Raw genomic sequence first — 16,905 nt, forward strand, 5'->3', positions numbered from 1 at the left:
CCATGCCTAAATGGAAACTGAAAGCGTTGGCCCAAGCGGTCAACGGCGGACTCGCTTTGTCTGCAACAAACCAGATCAACGCCAAAGGCGAGCTGCTGCTCTACGGCGTCATCGGTGATTGGTGGGATGGCCTCGACGCCATGACCATCGTGCGTGAAGTGGAAGCCCTGAACGATGGCCCGCTGTCCGTGCGGATCCACAGTGAAGGCGGGTTTATCACTGAAGGCCTCGCCATCTATAACGCGCTGGCAAACAGCGAGCGCCGTGTAGAAGTCACCATTGATGGCATCGCGCTCAGCATGGCCAGCGTTATCGCCATGGCTGGCGATGTGGTCCGCATCCCGGCCAACGCTTTCATCATGATCCACAAGCCCAGCGGCCCAAGCTTGGGTGAGGCGGACGACCACCGGCGCACGGCCGATGTGTATGACCAGTTTGAAGACACCCTGGCCAACATCTACGCCACCAAAACCGGCCTGGATAAAGACACCCTCAAAGCCATGATGGCGGCAGAAACCTGGCTGAACGGTGAGCAAGCCGTAGAACTGGGCTTTGCCGATGAATTGATTGAACCGGTGCAGGCTGTCGCCCAGGCAGATCTCGCCGCATTCCAGAATGCGCCAGCTGGCGCAGTCAACCTGTATCACCGGCCCGCTTCGGGCCAAATCACGGCGGCCACCGCTGCCGCACACACCAACCCGAAAGGTACTGTTATGAATCTCGAACAACGCGCGAAGGCGGTGGGCCTGTCCCGTCATGCCGGCGAAACCAATGAGCAGCTGGAAGTCCGTGTGGCTGCCGCTGAAGCCAAAGCCCAGGCCGCTGCAGCTGCCGGTGGTGGCGAGGAAGAAGAGGAGCCCCCCCTGGCCGCCGCTGGTGCCCAGAACCGTGGTACCCGTAATGACCCGCCGCCGGTACCGGCAGCCGCTGCCCAGAACGCGGGCGAAGTGGCTACCCAAGCCATCGCCCAAGAGCGCACCCGCGTCAGCGAGCTGCGCGCCCTGGCCGCCACTCACCGTGTCGAAGAAGCGGACCTGAACCGCATGATCGACACCGGCACCACCGTGGCGGATGCCCGCAACGAGGTGCTGAACCTGCTGGCCACCCGCAGCCAGAACGCCGTGCCCGGTGGTCATGTTGTGGTCGGCCACCATGGTGAAGCCCTGCGCGCTGGTCTGGCCGGTGCCTTGATGAACCGCGTTAACCCCAGCCAGCACCCGCTGACTGATGGCTCCCGTGAGTTCCGTAGCATGAGCCTGATGAATATGGCGGCGGAAGTGATCCACGCTGGCGGTGGCTCCACCCGTGGCATGACGCCCATGGAGATTGCGGCCAAGGCGATGCACTCCACCAGCGATTTCCCGGCTATTCTGGCGGACGTGGCGAACAAAACCCTGCGTGCTGGGTATGAAGCTGCGCCCCGTACTTTCACCGCGTTCTGTCGTCAGGCCAGCGCTAGCGATTTTAAATTCGTCAACCGCGCCCAGTTGGGTGAAGCGCCGGAACTGGAAAAGGTGAATGAATCCGGTGAATTCAACTACGGCTCCATGGGTGAAGACAACCAGCGTTACAAGCTGGAAACCTACGGCAAAATCATCGCCCTGACCCGCCAGACCATCATCAACGATGACCTGGATGCCTTCAGCCGTGTGCCCGGAGCCTTCGGTGCCAGTGCGGCTGAACTGGAGAGCAACGTGGTGTGGGGCCTGATTACCGGCAATGTGAAGATGGCCGACAACAAGGCCCTGTTCCATAACGATCATGGCAACCTCGGTACCGCTGCCGCTCTGAGCGTGGAAAGCCTTTCTGAAGCGCGTAAGAAAATGCGTCGCCAGACAGGCATCAGCGCCAAGCGCCCGCTGAATCTGATGGCCGAGTACCTGGTCGTGCCGGCGGCGTTGGAAACCAAAGCCCAGCAGATCGTTGCCGAAATCCTCAGCGCCAAGAGCGCAGACGTGAACCCCTTCGCCGGCAAGCTGCAGGTAGTGGTGGAGCCGCGGCTGGATGATTCCAGCGAAACCGCTTGGTATCTCTCTGCTGCCCCTGCTCGTATTGACACCATCGAATACGCCTACCTCACTGGTGAAGAAGGTGTGTACATCGAAACCGAAAACGGCTTCGACGTGGATGGCGTGAAGATCAAGGCGCGTCTGGACTTCGGTGCCGGCGTCATTGATCACCGTGGCCTGTTCAAAAACGCCGGTGCATAACCCCGGCTAACCCTCTCTCCCCGCGGTGCCCTTCGGGGCCCGCACCTAATTTACCAATGATGCAAAGGTGCAATCATGGCTAAAAACTTTGTTTCCCAGGGGCAGAATCTGACCCTTGTGGCAGCGGCTGCTGTGTCCAGCGGTGACTTCGTGGTGAAGGGCGATACCTTTGGTGTTGCGCTGACCGATGCTGTAATCGGCGAGGAGTTCACTCTCGCTACCGGGCGAGTCTGGGATCTGCCAAAAGATTCTGCTCTAGCTGGTACCGAGGGTGATGGCGTCTACCACGATGGTACAGCGCTCACACTGGATGCAGATGATGGCGGTGATCCGGCGGTGCCGTACCTCAAAGTAGGTGTGCTGGCAGCGGATGCCGTAGACGGCAACACGAGCTGCAAGGTTCGTCTGAACAGCAGCTTCTAACCATGAGCCAGTTCGATGGCTACAAAACGGCGCTGGATGGCGCCGTTTTCAATTTCTACGGTGACCCGGCCACCATCACGGCCGGGCCACTGAAACCGGAGCGGGGCACCAGCCCGGAAACCGTCGCCACCCTGGATTACGACGACGTGCGCGACGACATGAACGCCCTGATCGCCACCCTGATTTATATCGAGTACCCCAAAGCTGCGTGGCCGTACCCGCGCCGGGGCGACAAGATCACGATGAAAGGGAAGGTCTGGACGGTGCACACCCTGGAGCGCGACAACGACACCACCTTGGTGGTGGAGGTGACCCAATGAGCAAAGCCACCCGGGACATGAAAATCGTGCTCGATGCCATGGCCCAGCTCACCGGCAAGCACAGTGCCGTGGCGCTGCAAACCGTGCTCAGCGATACCGCCAAGCATGGGCGTGAGCGTGGGGTAGCTGCTATCGGCGGGCAAGTGGCATTGAGTAAGCAGTACATCGGGCGGCACCTGCGGGTGCTGCCGCCCGCGCAGAAGGGCGATTACTGGGAAGCAGGCGTGCAGGCCACCCGTCGTGGAGTGTTGCTTTCCCGGTTTGAAAACCGTGGCCTGCGGGTGCCCAAGAAGCATCCGCGCCGTGGCAAAGGCAGCACCAAGCATGGCGGCGTTACCGGCATGGTGAAGCCCGGCCGGCGTTATACCGAGCCAAAGTTTTTCTTTATCGGGCTGCGCGGCAGCGGTGCCAAGGGCATTGCCGTGCGTACCGGCCAAGGGCGCGATGCCTACAAAGTGCTGCATGGCCCCAGTGTGAGCCAGGTGTTTCAGTCCGTGCGTAACGACATCGCGCCGGAACTGCAGGATCGTGCCGCCCGCAAAGTGGCGGGCCTGCTGTTGGAGCTATTTGAATGATTCCGATCGAAGCCATTTATGCCGAATACCGGCGGCGGCTGGAAAGTATCACCACGGCCAACGGCTACAGCAGCGATGCTGGCGAAGAGATTTATGAAGGCTGGCTGGCCCACGCCCTGATCATGGATGAGCAGCAACCTTTGCCGTTTATCGCGATGCAGCCCGGCGAAGATCGGCGGGCCAGCAAAAGCAGCGGCGGGCGGCTGGTGCGTGAGGTTACGCACCACATCATTGTTGCTGAAAAGGCCGAAGCCGGTGTTGCCCTGAAACTTCAACGCCACCTGGATGACCTGATCAACGCACTGGCCGATCGCAACAACATGGAACAGCTCGGCGGTAACGCGATTGACAGTGAAGTGGGCGATGCCGAGTACAACATTCCCGAGGATAGTTACCCGGTGGCCTGGGTGGCGCTCACCGTCACCGCCAAATACCAAATGACCCTCGAACCCAAAACGTAAACCCTAACCCAACGGCGCCCTGCGCCAAAGGAGATAATCATGTCTTACCAGGACACCGGCCTCATCTTCGCCGGCGCTATTTACATTGCCCCGGTAGAGCAGGGCGTTATCGGTGCATTCAATGGCCCCATCAACGTTCCCAGCTTCGAGCTCACCCCGCCGAGCGTTGAGGCGCGAAACCGGATTTCCAAACAGCCCGGCAACTATGGTCAGGCGCTAGATACGGTAAACATTCCCGGGGACCCTGCCAGCTTGTCTATTTCATTTGATTCCATGCCGGCGGTGCTGTTGGCCGAAGCCCTGGGTGGCACCAGTGCAGCGCACAGCGTCACCGCCGGTTCGGTTGCGGCGGAAACTGTCACGCTAATCGAAGGGCAGTGGGTGAAGTTGTCTAAAGAGAACATTGACGGCCAGAGCGTTCAGGTAACGGAAACGGCAGGTAGCAGCAGCCTGGCGGTCGGTACGGACGTGGAAGTGGACACAGATGGAGGCCTGATCAAAGCGTTGAATGCGGGGGCTGCTACAGAAGTGGAGGTCGACTATGACTACAACGGCGAAACCGGTACGCAGGTTTTGGGAGCAACGGAAATCCAGAAGCCGCGCCATATTCTTCTGGTAGGCAAAAACTTGGCCACTGGGAAGAGGGCTCGAGTGATCGTACATGAAGCTGTGCTGAGCGCTAGCGAAGCCACAGACCTTATGCTTGATGATTATATCAACGGCCAGTTGAGTGGTGCGATGCGGACCCCTCCTGGTAAGGACGCTCCGTATAAAGTGATCATGCTCGACTAAAGCACCACCCTGCTTCCCTAGTCCTTAAACCCCGCTTCGGCGGGGTTCTTTTTTGGAGCAATACCCGTGGCACTTAAAGAAGCCGTAGTCAGCCTTGTACTGAAGGCCAAGAACGCGATCAGCCCAGAGGCAGATCCGGCTGCGGAATCCCTGCAGGAAGTGCAGCGCGAAGCGGAAAAGCTGGAAGCGGAACTGCGGGAACTGGATAAACAGCAGGAAGCGGCCAAGGGTTGGAAAGCGGCACAGGAAGCGGCCGAGAAAGCGCGCAAGGAAATGGATAAACAGGTCCATACCTATGAAGACCTGAAGCGCGAAGGCAAAAAGGCCGGGCAGAGCCAGGCTGAATATTCCGTGGCAGTGCGGCAAGCGCGAACCGCGCAAAGCATTGCTACCACCGAGTACGGGCGCAGCAACCGAGAGCTGGCCAAATACAGCCGCACGCTCGATAAAGCCGGAATCGACACCAACGAGCTGGGGCAGGCGGAAGACCGCATCCAGAAGGAGCTGGATCAAACCCAGCAGAAGCTGAGCAAAGCCACCGCAGAGGCCCGTGAGCATGCCCAGGCGCTAGAGCTGGCCAGCGCCAAGGGTAACCGCTTCGGTAGTGCCGTGGATGGCATTAAGGGCAAGCTGCTGGGGTTGGCGGCGGGTGTCGGTGTCTTTGAGTTGCTGCGGCGAGGGCTGGAGAAGCTGGTTACTTCTGGCAGCGATCTGGAGGAATTGGAACGCCAATTCGGTGCGCTCTACGGCTCCATGGAAGAAGGCCGGCGCGTGTTGGCTGAAGTCGACCGCATTGCCGAGCGGAACAGCCAGAGCTTGGGCGACACAGCCGAAGCGGCGCGGCGACTAAAAGTTGCTGGTATTGATCCCCTTAACGGTTCCCTGCAAAGCCTGACCGATGCCAATGCCAAATACGGTAGCGGCGCACAAACGCTGGATACCGTGATCACCCAGCTGGGCCAAGCCTGGCAGAGCGGCCGGCTGCAGTTGGAAGAGCTGAACAGCATTACCGATTCGGGCATTCCGATTATGGAAGCTCTGGGTAATGTTACCGGACGCTTTGGCGGCGAGATCCGGCAGATGGCTAGTGATGGTTTGCTCGGCACTGATGTGCTGAGCCGATTGATCGATGAGCTGGGGCGGATGTCCGAAGGGGCAGGGGCTGATCGCATTGATGGCGCTAGGGGGTTGCTGTCTTCTCTTCGGAAAGAGTTCACGGATTTTTTTGCGCTGGCCAGTGAACTGGGCGCTTTAGATGCAATAAAAGTCCGGATGAGAGAGTTGCTGACCACTCTTCGGGAAATGCAAAAAGACGGCAGCATTGAAGAGTGGGCACAGGGCGTTTCTGATTCCTTCAGGACAACCCTGAATGCCATTGAGCGTTTCGGCTCAGGGTTCGCCATATTTTGGAATGGGCTGACTGCAGGATTCAGAACCGGGGCCGCTATTTGGCTTGCAGCTATCGGCAGTATTGCAGAGGGTTTTTCAAAACTAACGGGGTTGATTGGGGCTGGTGATCTGTCTGCCTCGCTGAAAGAGTTCGCGGACAGAGCGAAAGGTGCCGCCGGCGAGTTGGTCGATAAAGTCGCTGAAGATGGCGAGGATATTAAGCGCCACTTTAGCAAAGCCTTTCTTGATAGTGCGGAATCGGCAGAGGCTGCCGCCGAGCGTCAAAAAGCGGCCAGTGAGTCTACCAGAAAGAAAATTAACGCTGATCTTGCTGCGCTAATCAGCAAGGGTGACGAGGCCTCCGCCAAGCAAGTCTCTGCGTCTGATCGTGCTGCTCGTGCGGCGCGCAGCAAGCTGGGTGCGGCGCTTAAAGAACTGGACCTCGACCTGGGTAAAATCACCGACAGCATGACAGAGCTGGAAAAAGAGGCCATCACCAAGTTCCAGTCCATCAATAAGCAAATTGCCAAAGCGGGGCTGGAAGGTGAGCAATCCGCCAAGGTGCTGCTGGAGGCCTTTCAGGCAGCGCTGAGTGCCATTGAGTCCGAGGAAGGCGGTGCGGCGCTGGTGAAAGAGCTGGACCAGGCGATGAAGGAAAACATCCTCACGCAGGGCCAGTATGCCGAAGCCATGCGGGAAGTTGCTGCCGCCACAAACGATGTGCTGAAGCGCACCAAGGCGGCTACAGAATCTGCCAAAAAAACCACCGAGCAAGCCACTGCTGGCGAAAACCAAAAAGCGCAGGCCGCCCAAAAAACCACGCAGGCCTACCAGCAGCAAGGCCAAGCCGCGCAAGAGGTGGGCAACAAAGCCCAACAAGGCGCCAGCAAAGCCGGTAGTGCCGGTGCGGCACTGCTGCAAATTTTTACCGGTATCCGCCAAAGCTTCTACGACACCGGCGAGGGGGCGGGGCAACTGTTCGACCGACTCTACAAAGAGCAAACGGACTTTGCTGTGTTGAGCATCGGCACCTGGCTGAAAACGGTTTACGAAACAAAAGCGGCAGTGCAGGAACAAGTGACCAGCGCGCAGGAAAATTACGACCGTGCCATGGCGCGCCAAGGTGGCAACCTCAACAGCTTCCTGCGGGCGGCAAGCCGGGCTAAACAGGGCGCAAAGCTGCTGGGCGAAGAGAAGCTGTCCACCCTGAAGTCGGCGATTGAAAGCGCCAAGCAGCAGCTCGATGGCCTGGCCGACAGTGCGGCGAGTACCACGGAGAGCCTACGCACCGAGCTGATCAACATGAACGGCACCGCGCAGGATATTGAGCGGCGGCGGTTTGAGGAACGGCAGAAGGATCTGCAGCGGCAAATGAAAGCCGCGTCCGAGCAAGGGGCAAGCCGTGCAGCTCGTGAGTACGCCGAGGCCATGAAGATCAACGAGCAAATTTACCGCCAGCGCGTACAGGACCTGAAACAGGAAGAAGTGAAGGCGCAGGCCGATGCGCGGCAACAACGCATCCAGCAGGCACAAGGGCAAGCCAGCAGCCAGCAGGCAACGACCCAGCCTAATGCGCCCACCCAGCGTGTTGAAATTGCGCTACCGAATGGCGGTACGTCTTCACTGGCCGGTGATCCGGATGACGTGAACAGGCTGATGGAATTCCTGAATGAAGCCGGCATGAGGGCAACGCAGTGACGCTTGATGAGATCGACCTCACCGACAACCTAATCTGGCAAGACGAATTCAGCCATAACGGCGTGGCCCAAGCTCAAGAGCGCAGCCTCACCGGCGGCATGATTATTCAGAGCGGCGTGAAGCAATTCGGCCAGGCGGTGACGTTAACCGGCTGGTTGCAGCGGGCCACGGTGGATGCGCTGGTGGCCAAGGAATCTGCGGACCTTGCGGCCATGGCGTTGACGCTGGATGACGCCCGTGAATTTTCCGTGGTGTTCGACCGTGCCCGTGGCGTTGCCGTTGAGGCTACCCCCATTAAAGAACACACCCATATCAGCCAGCAGCCGGATGCGTGGTACACCGCCACCCTGCGGCTGCTGACTGTAGAGCCCCCGCAATAGGAGCCCCCGCGTGGCGATTACCAGCGACGATATCAAACTGATGCAGCCCGAACGGCTCACCGACAATGAAGATGGCGGTGGCCAAATGACGGGCCTTGAGGTGGTGGATGGCGACATCAACAACCTGTTCGAGGATATTTCCCGGGTGGACAGAACCTACGGTGAAGTGAGCCTGCGCAAGTCCTTCCTGAAAGTGGACACCGCCACGGCAGACCTTTACCTGGACGCGCACTCAATCCTTAGCGCCCAGCCGCAAGACCCGAACGTCTCCGGGCTGCTGTTCACCACGCAGGACTTCTACGATGAGCGCGAGACAGCGCGGCAGCGGGTGGAATCGTTTGTGATTCCCGGCCCTGTTACCGGGCTGGCGCTACGGGGCAACCAACTGCAGGGGCAGCGTTCCATCATTTGCTATGCGCCCACGGTGAACAACATTGCCGCGCCGGAAATTGGCGACACCCTGTTGTTGCAGGAAGGGCAGGACCTTGGCACCCAGCAGTTCATCAAGATCCTCAATGTGCAGCACATCGAAGCGACGTTTACCTATGAAGTGAACGGCGGTGACATTCGAACGTTCAAGGCAGACCAGTACATTCTGGAGCTGTCTGCCGAGCTAAAGCGGGACTTCCCGGCCTCCGACCCGAACCCCAAACCGGGTGGGCCTTCGCTGATCTATAGCACCCAGCCGGCCACCTCTGCCAAATACTATGGCTCTACCTCGCTGGGGGTGGCGGCCACCTCGGGTGATTTGACGATTCAGGTGGCGGACACCTTCGCGCCGATCATCCCCACGGCCAGCAATGAAACCGCCGTGATCGACCAGCGCCCCGGCGGCTATGTGAACCAGATTGTGGCCGGCGGCACCGATAGTGTGAGCCTGCCTGTGACGGTGGCCAGCGGCCAAACCTCCACGCTGCCAACGGCGGTGGTGCCGGGGTCTGTGTCGCTCTCGCTGGCAGGGGAAACCTACAGCGATAAGGGCGGTATATTCGTCACCAGCGGCGGGGTGCCGGCAGGGTTGGAAGGCACCACCATTGATTATGCAACGGGCGCGATCGCCTGGGCGGGTAGTGCATCTGGCACCACGACGGTGTCCTATAAGCCGGGCGCCTTGCGCCAGCAGATCCCTAACACCGGCAGCATTGAAATCGGAGATTCCAACCGAAACTTTAACTATGTGCTCAGCCTGGACCCGGCGCCTGCGCCGCTGTCGTTGCACCTGAGTTATCGCTATTTGGGCAAGTGGTACACCCTGCGCGACGACGGCACCGGCAACCTGGTGGGCGATGGCTCTGGGCAGGTGAGCTACGACACCGGCAGCGTGATTGCCACCCTGCAAGCGCAGCCCGATGCGGGCTCCGTGCTGTTCTACCGCTGGACAGATTCGAGCATCTACATTCAAGACCCGGAGGCCTACGCCGGCGTTACCCCGCTGAGCATCCCGCTGGCTAACCGCAAGGTGGTGCCGGGGTCTGTCACGCTCACCTGGGAAGTCAGCAGCGTTCAGAAAACGGCCACCGATGTGGCCGGCGACGGTTCCATTACCGGCGATGCCACCGGGCAGATTAACTACGCCAGCGGCGAAATCGATATCACCACCGCCTTCCAGGCCGATGGTGCGGTGACGATTGATTACACGCACAAAGATGAATCCGAAATCACCACCACCGTGACCGTGCCGAACAACAATAACCAGGCGGATATTGTTATCGAAACCGCTGCCGGCATTGAGCCGGGTTCGGTGGATTTCACCATTATTAAGTCGGTGAAACGCACCGTGAAAAACGGGGTGGGGCAAGTGCTTAGCACCAGCTATGTGGGGCGCTCTTACTGGGTAACCGACAACGGCGACGGCTCGCTGGTCAGCCGCCGGGATTTCGATGTGATTGGCACGGTGAACTACGGCACCGGCCAGCTGGTTATTGCTGGCAACACCTTCCTGAAACAGGTCAACGTATAAGGGCCGCTCATGGCAACGATTAGAATTGGCACCTCATCCACGCTGAATGGCTCGGCGGCGTCGTACCAGGCCACGGTAGAAACCGAGCAGATCCGCAGCCACGACGTGGATGTGGGCTACCAGCTGGCGGCGGGCACGGAAGCTACCGCGCAAGAGCAGTTCACCAGCACCGATCAAGACTGGCGCTTTTATATCTCCGAAAGCGGGCCCATTGTGCCCGGCAGCGTGGTGTTACAGATCGGCACTGAGTTGTGGTTCGACGACGGCGAAGGGCGGCTGCTGCGCAACTACAACACCACCACGGGCACGGGCATTGCGCTGGGCACCATCAGCTACACCACCGCCATGGTGACCATTAGCAGCTATGCCGGGCGCCCGGCCACGGCCACGGTAACCCCGCTGGCTATTCTGGTGGGCGACGACTGGAGCGTAATGCAAGCGGCCACGTTCCGCACTTCGGCGGCACCGCTGCGCCCCAACGGCTTCACCATCCGTGCCAACGGTTACGACGATGGCGCCCAGTTCAATGGTGAGGCGGATAACCAGGGCGTGGTGAGTGGCGACGGCATCACCGGCGAGGTGACGCTGAAAGACGGTATTGTCGAGGTGCTTTTCCCCGAGCCGGTCACCGCCGAAAGCCTGTTTTACAACGCCGTGAGCTTTAAGCAAATCCCGCTGGACCCGGCCATTCTGGGGCTGGACCCGGTGCGCCTACCTGCGGATGGGCGTGTGCCGATTTTGCGTGATGCGGATATTCTGGTGCTCACCCATACCCAGAAGGACCTGATCGCCAGCCCGGCGGCTGACCTGGTCGTCAATGCTGGCCGGGATCTGCTTCATGACGCCTGGATTGAAGATGACGCAGGGACGCGTCTGGACCCGGCCATGTACGCCCTGGACAAGGAAGCGGGCACCGCCACCCTCGCCAACCCGTTCACCGGGCAAGATGCGGGGGGTGATCCGTTGGTGGGTGACCTGCACTTTGTGCACCGCATTGATGACATGGCGCTCTGCACCGAAGCCCGCATCGATGGCACCTTGCAGCTCGCGCAGCCGCTTTATCACGACTTTCCGGCCAATGACACCTGGGTGGCATCGGCGGTGTACCTGGGCGATCTTCGGGCGCGGGTGCGCAACTGGGTGAGCTACACCGTGGATCCGGGAGACTACGACGGCACCGGCCAGGAGACGACCGCGAGTTACAACCTGATCGCCTATCCGGTCGCCGTCGATAACCGGGGCAGCGTGCCCGAGCGGTGGAAAATCAAGTTCACATCCACCACCGCTTTCGAGCTTTACGGCGAGGAGCGGGGCTTGGTGGGCACAGGCTCCACCGCCGTTGATTTCTCCCCCGTTAACCCGCAAACCGGCACGCCGTATTTCACCATCAAGGCGGATGGCTGGGGCGCGGGCTGGAGCGTGGGCAACACCACCCGCTTCGACACCGATGCGGCGGCGGCGCCGCTTTGGATGATCCGCACCGTGCTGCCGGGGCAGGCCACCGTGGACGATGACCAGCTGAAAATTGAACTGCGAGGGGACCATAACTGATGGCTACTCAGGCGCGTGTTGCGGGCACAGTGAAAATCGATGGCGTGGCGGCTGCCCGGGATGTGATTGTCATCAAGGATGACCCGGCAGGGCGGCAGGTGGTGGCTGACGGACACAGTGAGGCCGATGGCACATTCGATATCACCTACAGCGACTGGGCGGGGTCTGTTGTTGTGCTGGCGCTGGATGAGTACGGCGATGAATTCACCACGGGAACTGCGCTCAACATGGGTCAAGTGGTGCATCCGGCAACGCCAAATGGATATGTGTACAAAGTGACCGCTGCCGGCACCACAGGCACCGAGGAGCCGACCTGGCCGACAACGGGGTCCGTGCAGAGTGGGGGTGTCACATTTGCCCCGCGCCCCTACTACCGCCCCATCGCCAGCGGTCCCCTGCAGGGCGATGTGGCCACGGTGCAAGGCCCGGCTAGCCTGTTCCTCAGCGGTGAGCCTGGGGTCTGGCTCGACCCCGGCGATATTTCAACGTTGTTCCAGGACGCCGAGGGAACGATCCCGGTTCGGTTCGATGGCGATCCGGTAGGGCTCATTCTGGATAAATCCGGAAACAATAACCACGTCGGCCAAAGCGGTAGCAGACGACCGGTCTATAGGGTGATCGGCGGGAGGGGGCAAATCCAGTTTGGCCATAGCAAATTCTTGCAAGGGCTACCGGTATCTGTCTTCAGCGGAGACTATACGGCCTTGTGGGCGGGCTGGGTGAGCGACGATAACAGCGTAGGTGTTGCGGTTAGCACGGGCAAAAACGTAAGCCGGCTTGCATTCTATGTCGATACGCGGACCTCACCGCGGCGCCTGGCGTTAGTGTCCGTGGTGCCCGGCGACACTTATTGTGACCTACCGATTGATGTCGGGCCGGCGCCGCATGTTTTTGTTTCCGATCGCAACGGACTCATAACCCGCGGGTGGCTGGATCACATGGAGGCAAGCCCGTCAAGCATCCAGATAGCAGAAAGGCCGGATAACAATGTGCTTTATATTGGCTATCAGTTTGCAGGTGGCGTTTACTTCGATGGGTTCTTTTCTGGTTTGATTGCAACCAGCGTCCTGAATGATAGCGTCCGCGAGGATATGCGGACCTGGCTCGCAGAGCGTGCAGGTATGCAACTATAGCGGCGGGGGGAGCAAGTGCCATATAGCGTCGAGCGGTGGGACAGTGTCGATCTAAATCTGCAGACCGGGCCGTTCATCGGCCCGGTCGACCCGCTCACGATTGAGCTGGATTACGTCGCTGGCGTTGACCCGGTGCCCCCTCTACCGTGGGCAACACCAAACCTGTTTGTCGAGTATTTGGCGCCGCTGCGGCGGGCGGTGGCAGCCCAGGGGCAGACGACTATCCGGTTGTCGCCGGGGGTGCCTGCGGATGCTGAAACAGCAGGGTGCTGGGCGGTGGGGCGCGGCCAGGACTTGCTGGTCCGTGCGCGCTTTGAGGAAGCTGGGCAGCGTGACGGGGCGGTTCGTGGCGGCTGGGGTGGGGCGGGCGCGTCTCATGCTGAAAACCGGGTGGCCTGGCATCAGTCCCGGCCATTGGATCGGGCGCGGGCTCTCCCGTGGGGCGCGGCGACTGCCGGTGACCGTGCCGGTTATGTGGCCGGGTGGATAATGAAAACGCCCGCCCGTGACGCCACAAAAGCCCAGCCCTGGTACAGCGTGAACCTGGCCGGCACGGTATACGACGATTCCGCCGCCCGCTATGCCCTGCTCAACACTGACACAGCCACCACGATCACGCTCGCTGCCGATTCCGGCGTGATAGAAATCACCGCTCCGGATAACGTCGAACTGCGTTTCGGCTGGGTGAAGCCAGCGCGCCCGAGCGTGCCGCACGATGTGTCTTATCGCATCACCGCCCGCCAGGCCGCCACGCGCGATAACGAGCATCGCTTGCCGTGGGGCGCCGGGCAGAGCATCTGGCACGACTACAACCTTCCCTACCCAGTGGAGCCAAACCCGGACCCGGATCCGGTGGAGCCGCCGGCATTCAAAACGGTCTATCTGATTATGAATACGCTGCAAATTACGGACGTTGCGACGGGCACGGCGCTGGATATTCAGGGTGTGTCTATCGGGCTGGATATTGATTCTTGGGCGTGGAGGTTCTCCGGCACGCTGTACGGGCAAGGCTCGCTGGCGCTGGTGGCGCCGGGTGCCGGTGGCATGAAAGACATTGCCGTTGCCATCAACGGTCATAGTTGGGTGTTTAGCATTGAGCGTTACACCAGCGATGAGCGTTTCCCCACTGAAAAATTCAGCATCACGGGTGTTAGCCGCACGCAGTATATGGCGGCGCCGTTCGCGCCTACGCGCAGCTATACCAACGCGAGCGCCACCACCGCCGCCCAGGCCGCAACGGCAGAGCTGCAGAACACCGGCTTCACCCTGACCTGGCCAACCGGCAATGATGAAGACCTGCCAGACTGGCCCATTCCGGCGGGTGCGCTGAGCTTCCGGGATAAGTCGCCGGCGCAGGTGGTGGCGCAAATTGTGACGGCGGCGGGGGGCATCATGGTGCCCGCCATGGATGCGGACAGCTGGACGGTTCAGCCGCGCTATAAAGTGCTGCCGTGGGACTGGGGAACGGCAACCCCGGATGCTGGTATTTATATCGGCATGGTGCGCAGCCGGTCTGCACAATATGAGCCGGGCCCGGATTTCAACGCCTGCTATGTCAGCGGCGTGAGCCAAGGCCAAGCCGTGGATGTGCAACGCGCCGGCAGTGGCGGCACCGCCCCCATGCCCGATATTTACGAAGACCTGATCACTGACAGCCAGCCCGCCATTAGCCGCGGCAAAGCCGAACTGGCAGCGGCGGGCAACAAGGTGGTCGAAACCCTGAGCGTGATCATCCCCGAATCCGGCGCGGCACCGGGTGTGCTGGTGCCCGGCATGATCGTGAAAGTGATGCACGACGACAGCCTGCTCGACTACATGGCCCTGGTGCTTGCGGTGTCGATCAGCGTGCAGAAGGCGGGCGGCGCTGAGATTTATCAATCTGTCACCCTGGAGCGCAGCGCATGAGCACCCGTAACCCCTGGCTAAAGTTCCGGCGCCTGCTGCAAGGCGAAGGCCGGTATGTGGTGACCGTACAGAGCAACAACGGCGACGGCACCAGCACCGTGCAAACCCGCGATGGCATCGATATCACCGTGAAAGGCGAGGGCGTGGCCGCTACCAAAAAAGCGATGATCGAAGATGGCCGGCTGTCGTATGAAGTGCCGGTGTTGACGGTGTCCACTGTGCAGGTGTGATGCCTGCTAAGCGTAAGAGAAATTCGGGGCAGTGCCCCGAACCTACCTTCCTACACCGTTCAGGTGTGAGAGACGGGCACCACCCTGGTGCTGTAACACCGGGGTGGTCCTAACAAGCGAGTGCATACCTCGTTTGCCAAGCAAGGCCCGCCGCTGTGTCGACACAGCGCGGTGAGCCTACCTTAATCGGCAAATTTGAGGAATCCCCAATGGCTAAACCGCTGTTCCCGTGGATGGGTGGGAAATCCCGTCTGGCGAGTTCAATTATTCCCTTGTTCCCCGCACATAGCTGCTATGTAGAGGTGTTTGCTGGGGCAGGGGGTATCTTCTTCGCGAAGTCCCCGTCACAAATTGAGGAGCTGAACGATATCAATGGCGAGATCGTCAACCTGTACCGGGTGGTCAAGCATCACCTGGAGGAACTGTACAAGCAGTTCAAGTGGGTGCTGGTCAGCCGTGATCAGTGGTCTTGGCTGCGTGATACGCCGCCGGAAACGCTGACCGATGTGCAGCGCGCAGCGCGGTTTCTCTACCTGCAGAAGCTTGCCTTCGGCGGCAAGGCTACAGGCCAGACCTTCGGTACCGCCGCCACCACGCGCCCGAAATTCAACCTGCTGACACTGGAGAATGATCTGGTCGACGCGCATGCCAGGTTATCGCAAGTGACGCTCGAGCAGGGGGATTGGGCAAAAATGTTCGAGCGCTATGATCGGCCCGACACCCTGTTCTACTGTGATCCCCCTTACTATGAAACGGCAGGGTATGGCACGGAGTTCGGTGTCGATCAGTACGAACAGATGGCCCGACTGGGGCGTGAGTGCAAAGGCAAGGTGGTGATAAGCCTGAATGACCACCCGGTGGTCAGGGAGATTTTCGAGAGCTTCGAGATTCACTCAAAGGACTATGAGTACACCGTGGGCGGGGGTGCCAAGGATAAGCGGCAGGCCTGCAAAGAGCTGGTTATCTTGAACAGCAATGCGGTGGAGCAGCAGGGCGGGTTGTTTGGGTTGGGTGATTGATGAGCTAGTCCGCTATGTGATGCTGGTGTGGGGTCGCGGGCAGGGCGTTTTCCTGCCGGTGGCAACCGGCCCAAGCGTTTCACGGAGCGGTTGGTTGGATCTGTGTAATCGATTAACTTCGATGTATTAGTGTCTTCCCGCGTAGTGCTGATCGCAGATTTCTTGCACTCTGGCTTTGTCACCCCAAAGCTGGTCTATCTGGAGTTGCTGTCCCAAGAAACCATAATCAAGCTCTGTGGATGAAGTGAGCCCTTTATTTTCTGGCGCCATTACCACGATCATTATCAGTGCGGGTATGAATGTGGGGGGAAACCGCCAATTATTGGCAGATAGCATTACCATGCCTGGGGCGTTGAAACTGATCCTCCTGTCTAGTCCTCCTTCGTGAATGAGTGTGCAGCGTGCAAACTTATAGACTGCTGATGGGAGGTCGGTACCGTCGATGTTAATTGATCCAATTAGCATGCCTGTGGCGGCAGCCCAGATGATTCCGTGATCGTCAGCGATGAACTGCTTCATTCTCTTAGCATTGCCAAACTTGGAATATCTTTTCTTGGCTGTTGCGTCCATGGCCGGGAATAGTTGGAGTAAGGCATCTTCATAGTCACTTTCTTGGTAACTTTCTATGGCCTTCTCGATACGGGAAGCAATGTGAGATTTTGTTGTCATGGTTTTTCTCAGTATGTTTTCGTCTTATTTTTGGGGTATCTGTGATGAAGTTGCAAGGATGGTATTTCGGGCAGCCAGCAGTGGTGGCCTTCTTTGGGGGTTGTTTGGCCCTGATCGGGGGCTTTGTCTTTCCAGGCGTTATGGGTTTTGACGGGATCGCAGGCAATGTGGTTGCAGTGGGCGGCGTGGT

15 protein-coding genes are annotated in these 16,905 nt (G+C 59.7%); 14 read left to right on the forward strand and 1 reads right to left on the reverse strand.

Features of this window, described 5'->3' with window-relative positions; translation table 11 throughout:
• Positions 1-2 precede the first annotated feature (2 nt).
• The 14 genes from ABNH18_RS05350 to ABNH18_RS05415 all read left to right on the forward strand — a co-directional run bounded on the left by ABNH18_RS05350 (position 3) and on the right by ABNH18_RS05415 (position 16,046).
• Positions 3-2,210: a ClpP-like prohead protease/major capsid protein fusion protein gene (locus ABNH18_RS05350; protein ID WP_349381817.1), complete on the forward strand. Its 2,208-nt coding sequence runs from the start codon at positions 3-5 to the stop codon at positions 2,208-2,210.
• Positions 2,211-2,285: 75 nt separating this feature from the next.
• Positions 2,286-2,633, forward strand: coding sequence for a DUF2190 family protein (locus ABNH18_RS05355; RefSeq protein WP_349381818.1), 348 nt, complete (start codon positions 2,286-2,288; stop codon positions 2,631-2,633).
• Positions 2,634-2,635: 2 nt separating this feature from the next.
• A complete protein-coding gene (locus tag ABNH18_RS05360) occupies positions 2,636-2,953 on the forward strand; it encodes a head-tail joining protein (protein WP_339344176.1) in 318 nt (105 codons plus the stop codon).
• Complete coding sequence (locus ABNH18_RS05365) at positions 2,950-3,528, forward strand: hypothetical protein (protein WP_296029483.1); 579 nt, start codon at positions 2,950-2,952, stop codon at positions 3,526-3,528. The genes ABNH18_RS05360 and ABNH18_RS05365 overlap by 4 nt, the downstream gene beginning before the upstream one ends.
• The gene (locus ABNH18_RS05370; RefSeq protein ID WP_349381819.1) at positions 3,525-3,989 is read left to right on the forward strand and encodes a hypothetical protein; all 465 of its coding nucleotides are present in this window, start codon (positions 3,525-3,527) and stop codon (positions 3,987-3,989) included. Before ABNH18_RS05365 ends, ABNH18_RS05370 begins: the two co-directional genes overlap by 4 nt.
• 39 nt (positions 3,990-4,028) lie before the next feature.
• Complete coding sequence (locus ABNH18_RS05375) at positions 4,029-4,781, forward strand: phage tail tube protein (RefSeq protein WP_349381820.1); 753 nt, start codon at positions 4,029-4,031, stop codon at positions 4,779-4,781.
• Between the two features lie 66 nt (positions 4,782-4,847).
• A complete protein-coding gene (locus tag ABNH18_RS05380) occupies positions 4,848-7,868 on the forward strand; it encodes a tape measure protein (RefSeq protein ID WP_349381821.1) in 3,021 nt (1,006 codons plus the stop codon).
• Positions 7,865-8,248 (forward strand): hypothetical protein, encoded by a 384-nt coding sequence (locus ABNH18_RS05385; RefSeq protein ID WP_349381822.1) that lies wholly within the window; start codon positions 7,865-7,867, stop codon positions 8,246-8,248. Before ABNH18_RS05380 ends, ABNH18_RS05385 begins: the two co-directional genes overlap by 4 nt.
• A gap of 10 nt (positions 8,249-8,258) precedes the next feature.
• Positions 8,259-10,208: a hypothetical protein gene (locus tag ABNH18_RS05390; RefSeq protein WP_349381823.1), complete on the forward strand. Its 1,950-nt coding sequence runs from the start codon at positions 8,259-8,261 to the stop codon at positions 10,206-10,208.
• A gap of 9 nt (positions 10,209-10,217) precedes the next feature.
• On the forward strand, positions 10,218-11,759 hold the full coding sequence (locus tag ABNH18_RS05395) for a hypothetical protein (RefSeq protein ID WP_349381824.1): 1,542 nt from the start codon (positions 10,218-10,220) through the stop codon (positions 11,757-11,759).
• Positions 11,759-12,892: a hypothetical protein gene (locus ABNH18_RS05400; RefSeq protein ID WP_349381825.1), complete on the forward strand. Its 1,134-nt coding sequence runs from the start codon at positions 11,759-11,761 to the stop codon at positions 12,890-12,892. The genes ABNH18_RS05395 and ABNH18_RS05400 overlap by 1 nt, the downstream gene beginning before the upstream one ends.
• A 15-nt stretch (positions 12,893-12,907) precedes the next feature.
• On the forward strand, positions 12,908-14,797 hold the full coding sequence (locus tag ABNH18_RS05405) for a hypothetical protein (RefSeq protein WP_349381826.1): 1,890 nt from the start codon (positions 12,908-12,910) through the stop codon (positions 14,795-14,797).
• Positions 14,794-15,027, forward strand: a complete 234-nt coding sequence (locus tag ABNH18_RS05410) for a hypothetical protein (RefSeq protein WP_349381827.1) — start codon at positions 14,794-14,796, stop codon at positions 15,025-15,027. Before ABNH18_RS05405 ends, ABNH18_RS05410 begins: the two co-directional genes overlap by 4 nt.
• 209 nt (positions 15,028-15,236) lie before the next feature.
• Entirely contained in the window at positions 15,237-16,046 is an 810-nt protein-coding gene (locus tag ABNH18_RS05415) for a DNA adenine methylase (RefSeq protein WP_349381828.1), read from the forward strand.
• A gap of 126 nt (positions 16,047-16,172) precedes the next feature.
• On the opposite strand, the gene ABNH18_RS05420 is transcribed toward ABNH18_RS05415, so the two are convergent.
• Positions 16,173-16,715 carry an Rv1289 family protein gene (locus ABNH18_RS05420; RefSeq protein ID WP_349381829.1) on the reverse strand — a complete coding sequence of 181 codons (543 nt, stop codon included), beginning with the start codon at positions 16,713-16,715 and terminating at the stop codon, positions 16,173-16,175.
• Between the last annotated feature and the right edge of the window lie 190 nt (positions 16,716-16,905).

The sequence above is a fragment of the Alcanivorax sp. genome (genome assembly GCF_040118815.1).
Lineage (GTDB): Bacteria > Pseudomonadota > Gammaproteobacteria > Pseudomonadales > Alcanivoracaceae > Alcanivorax.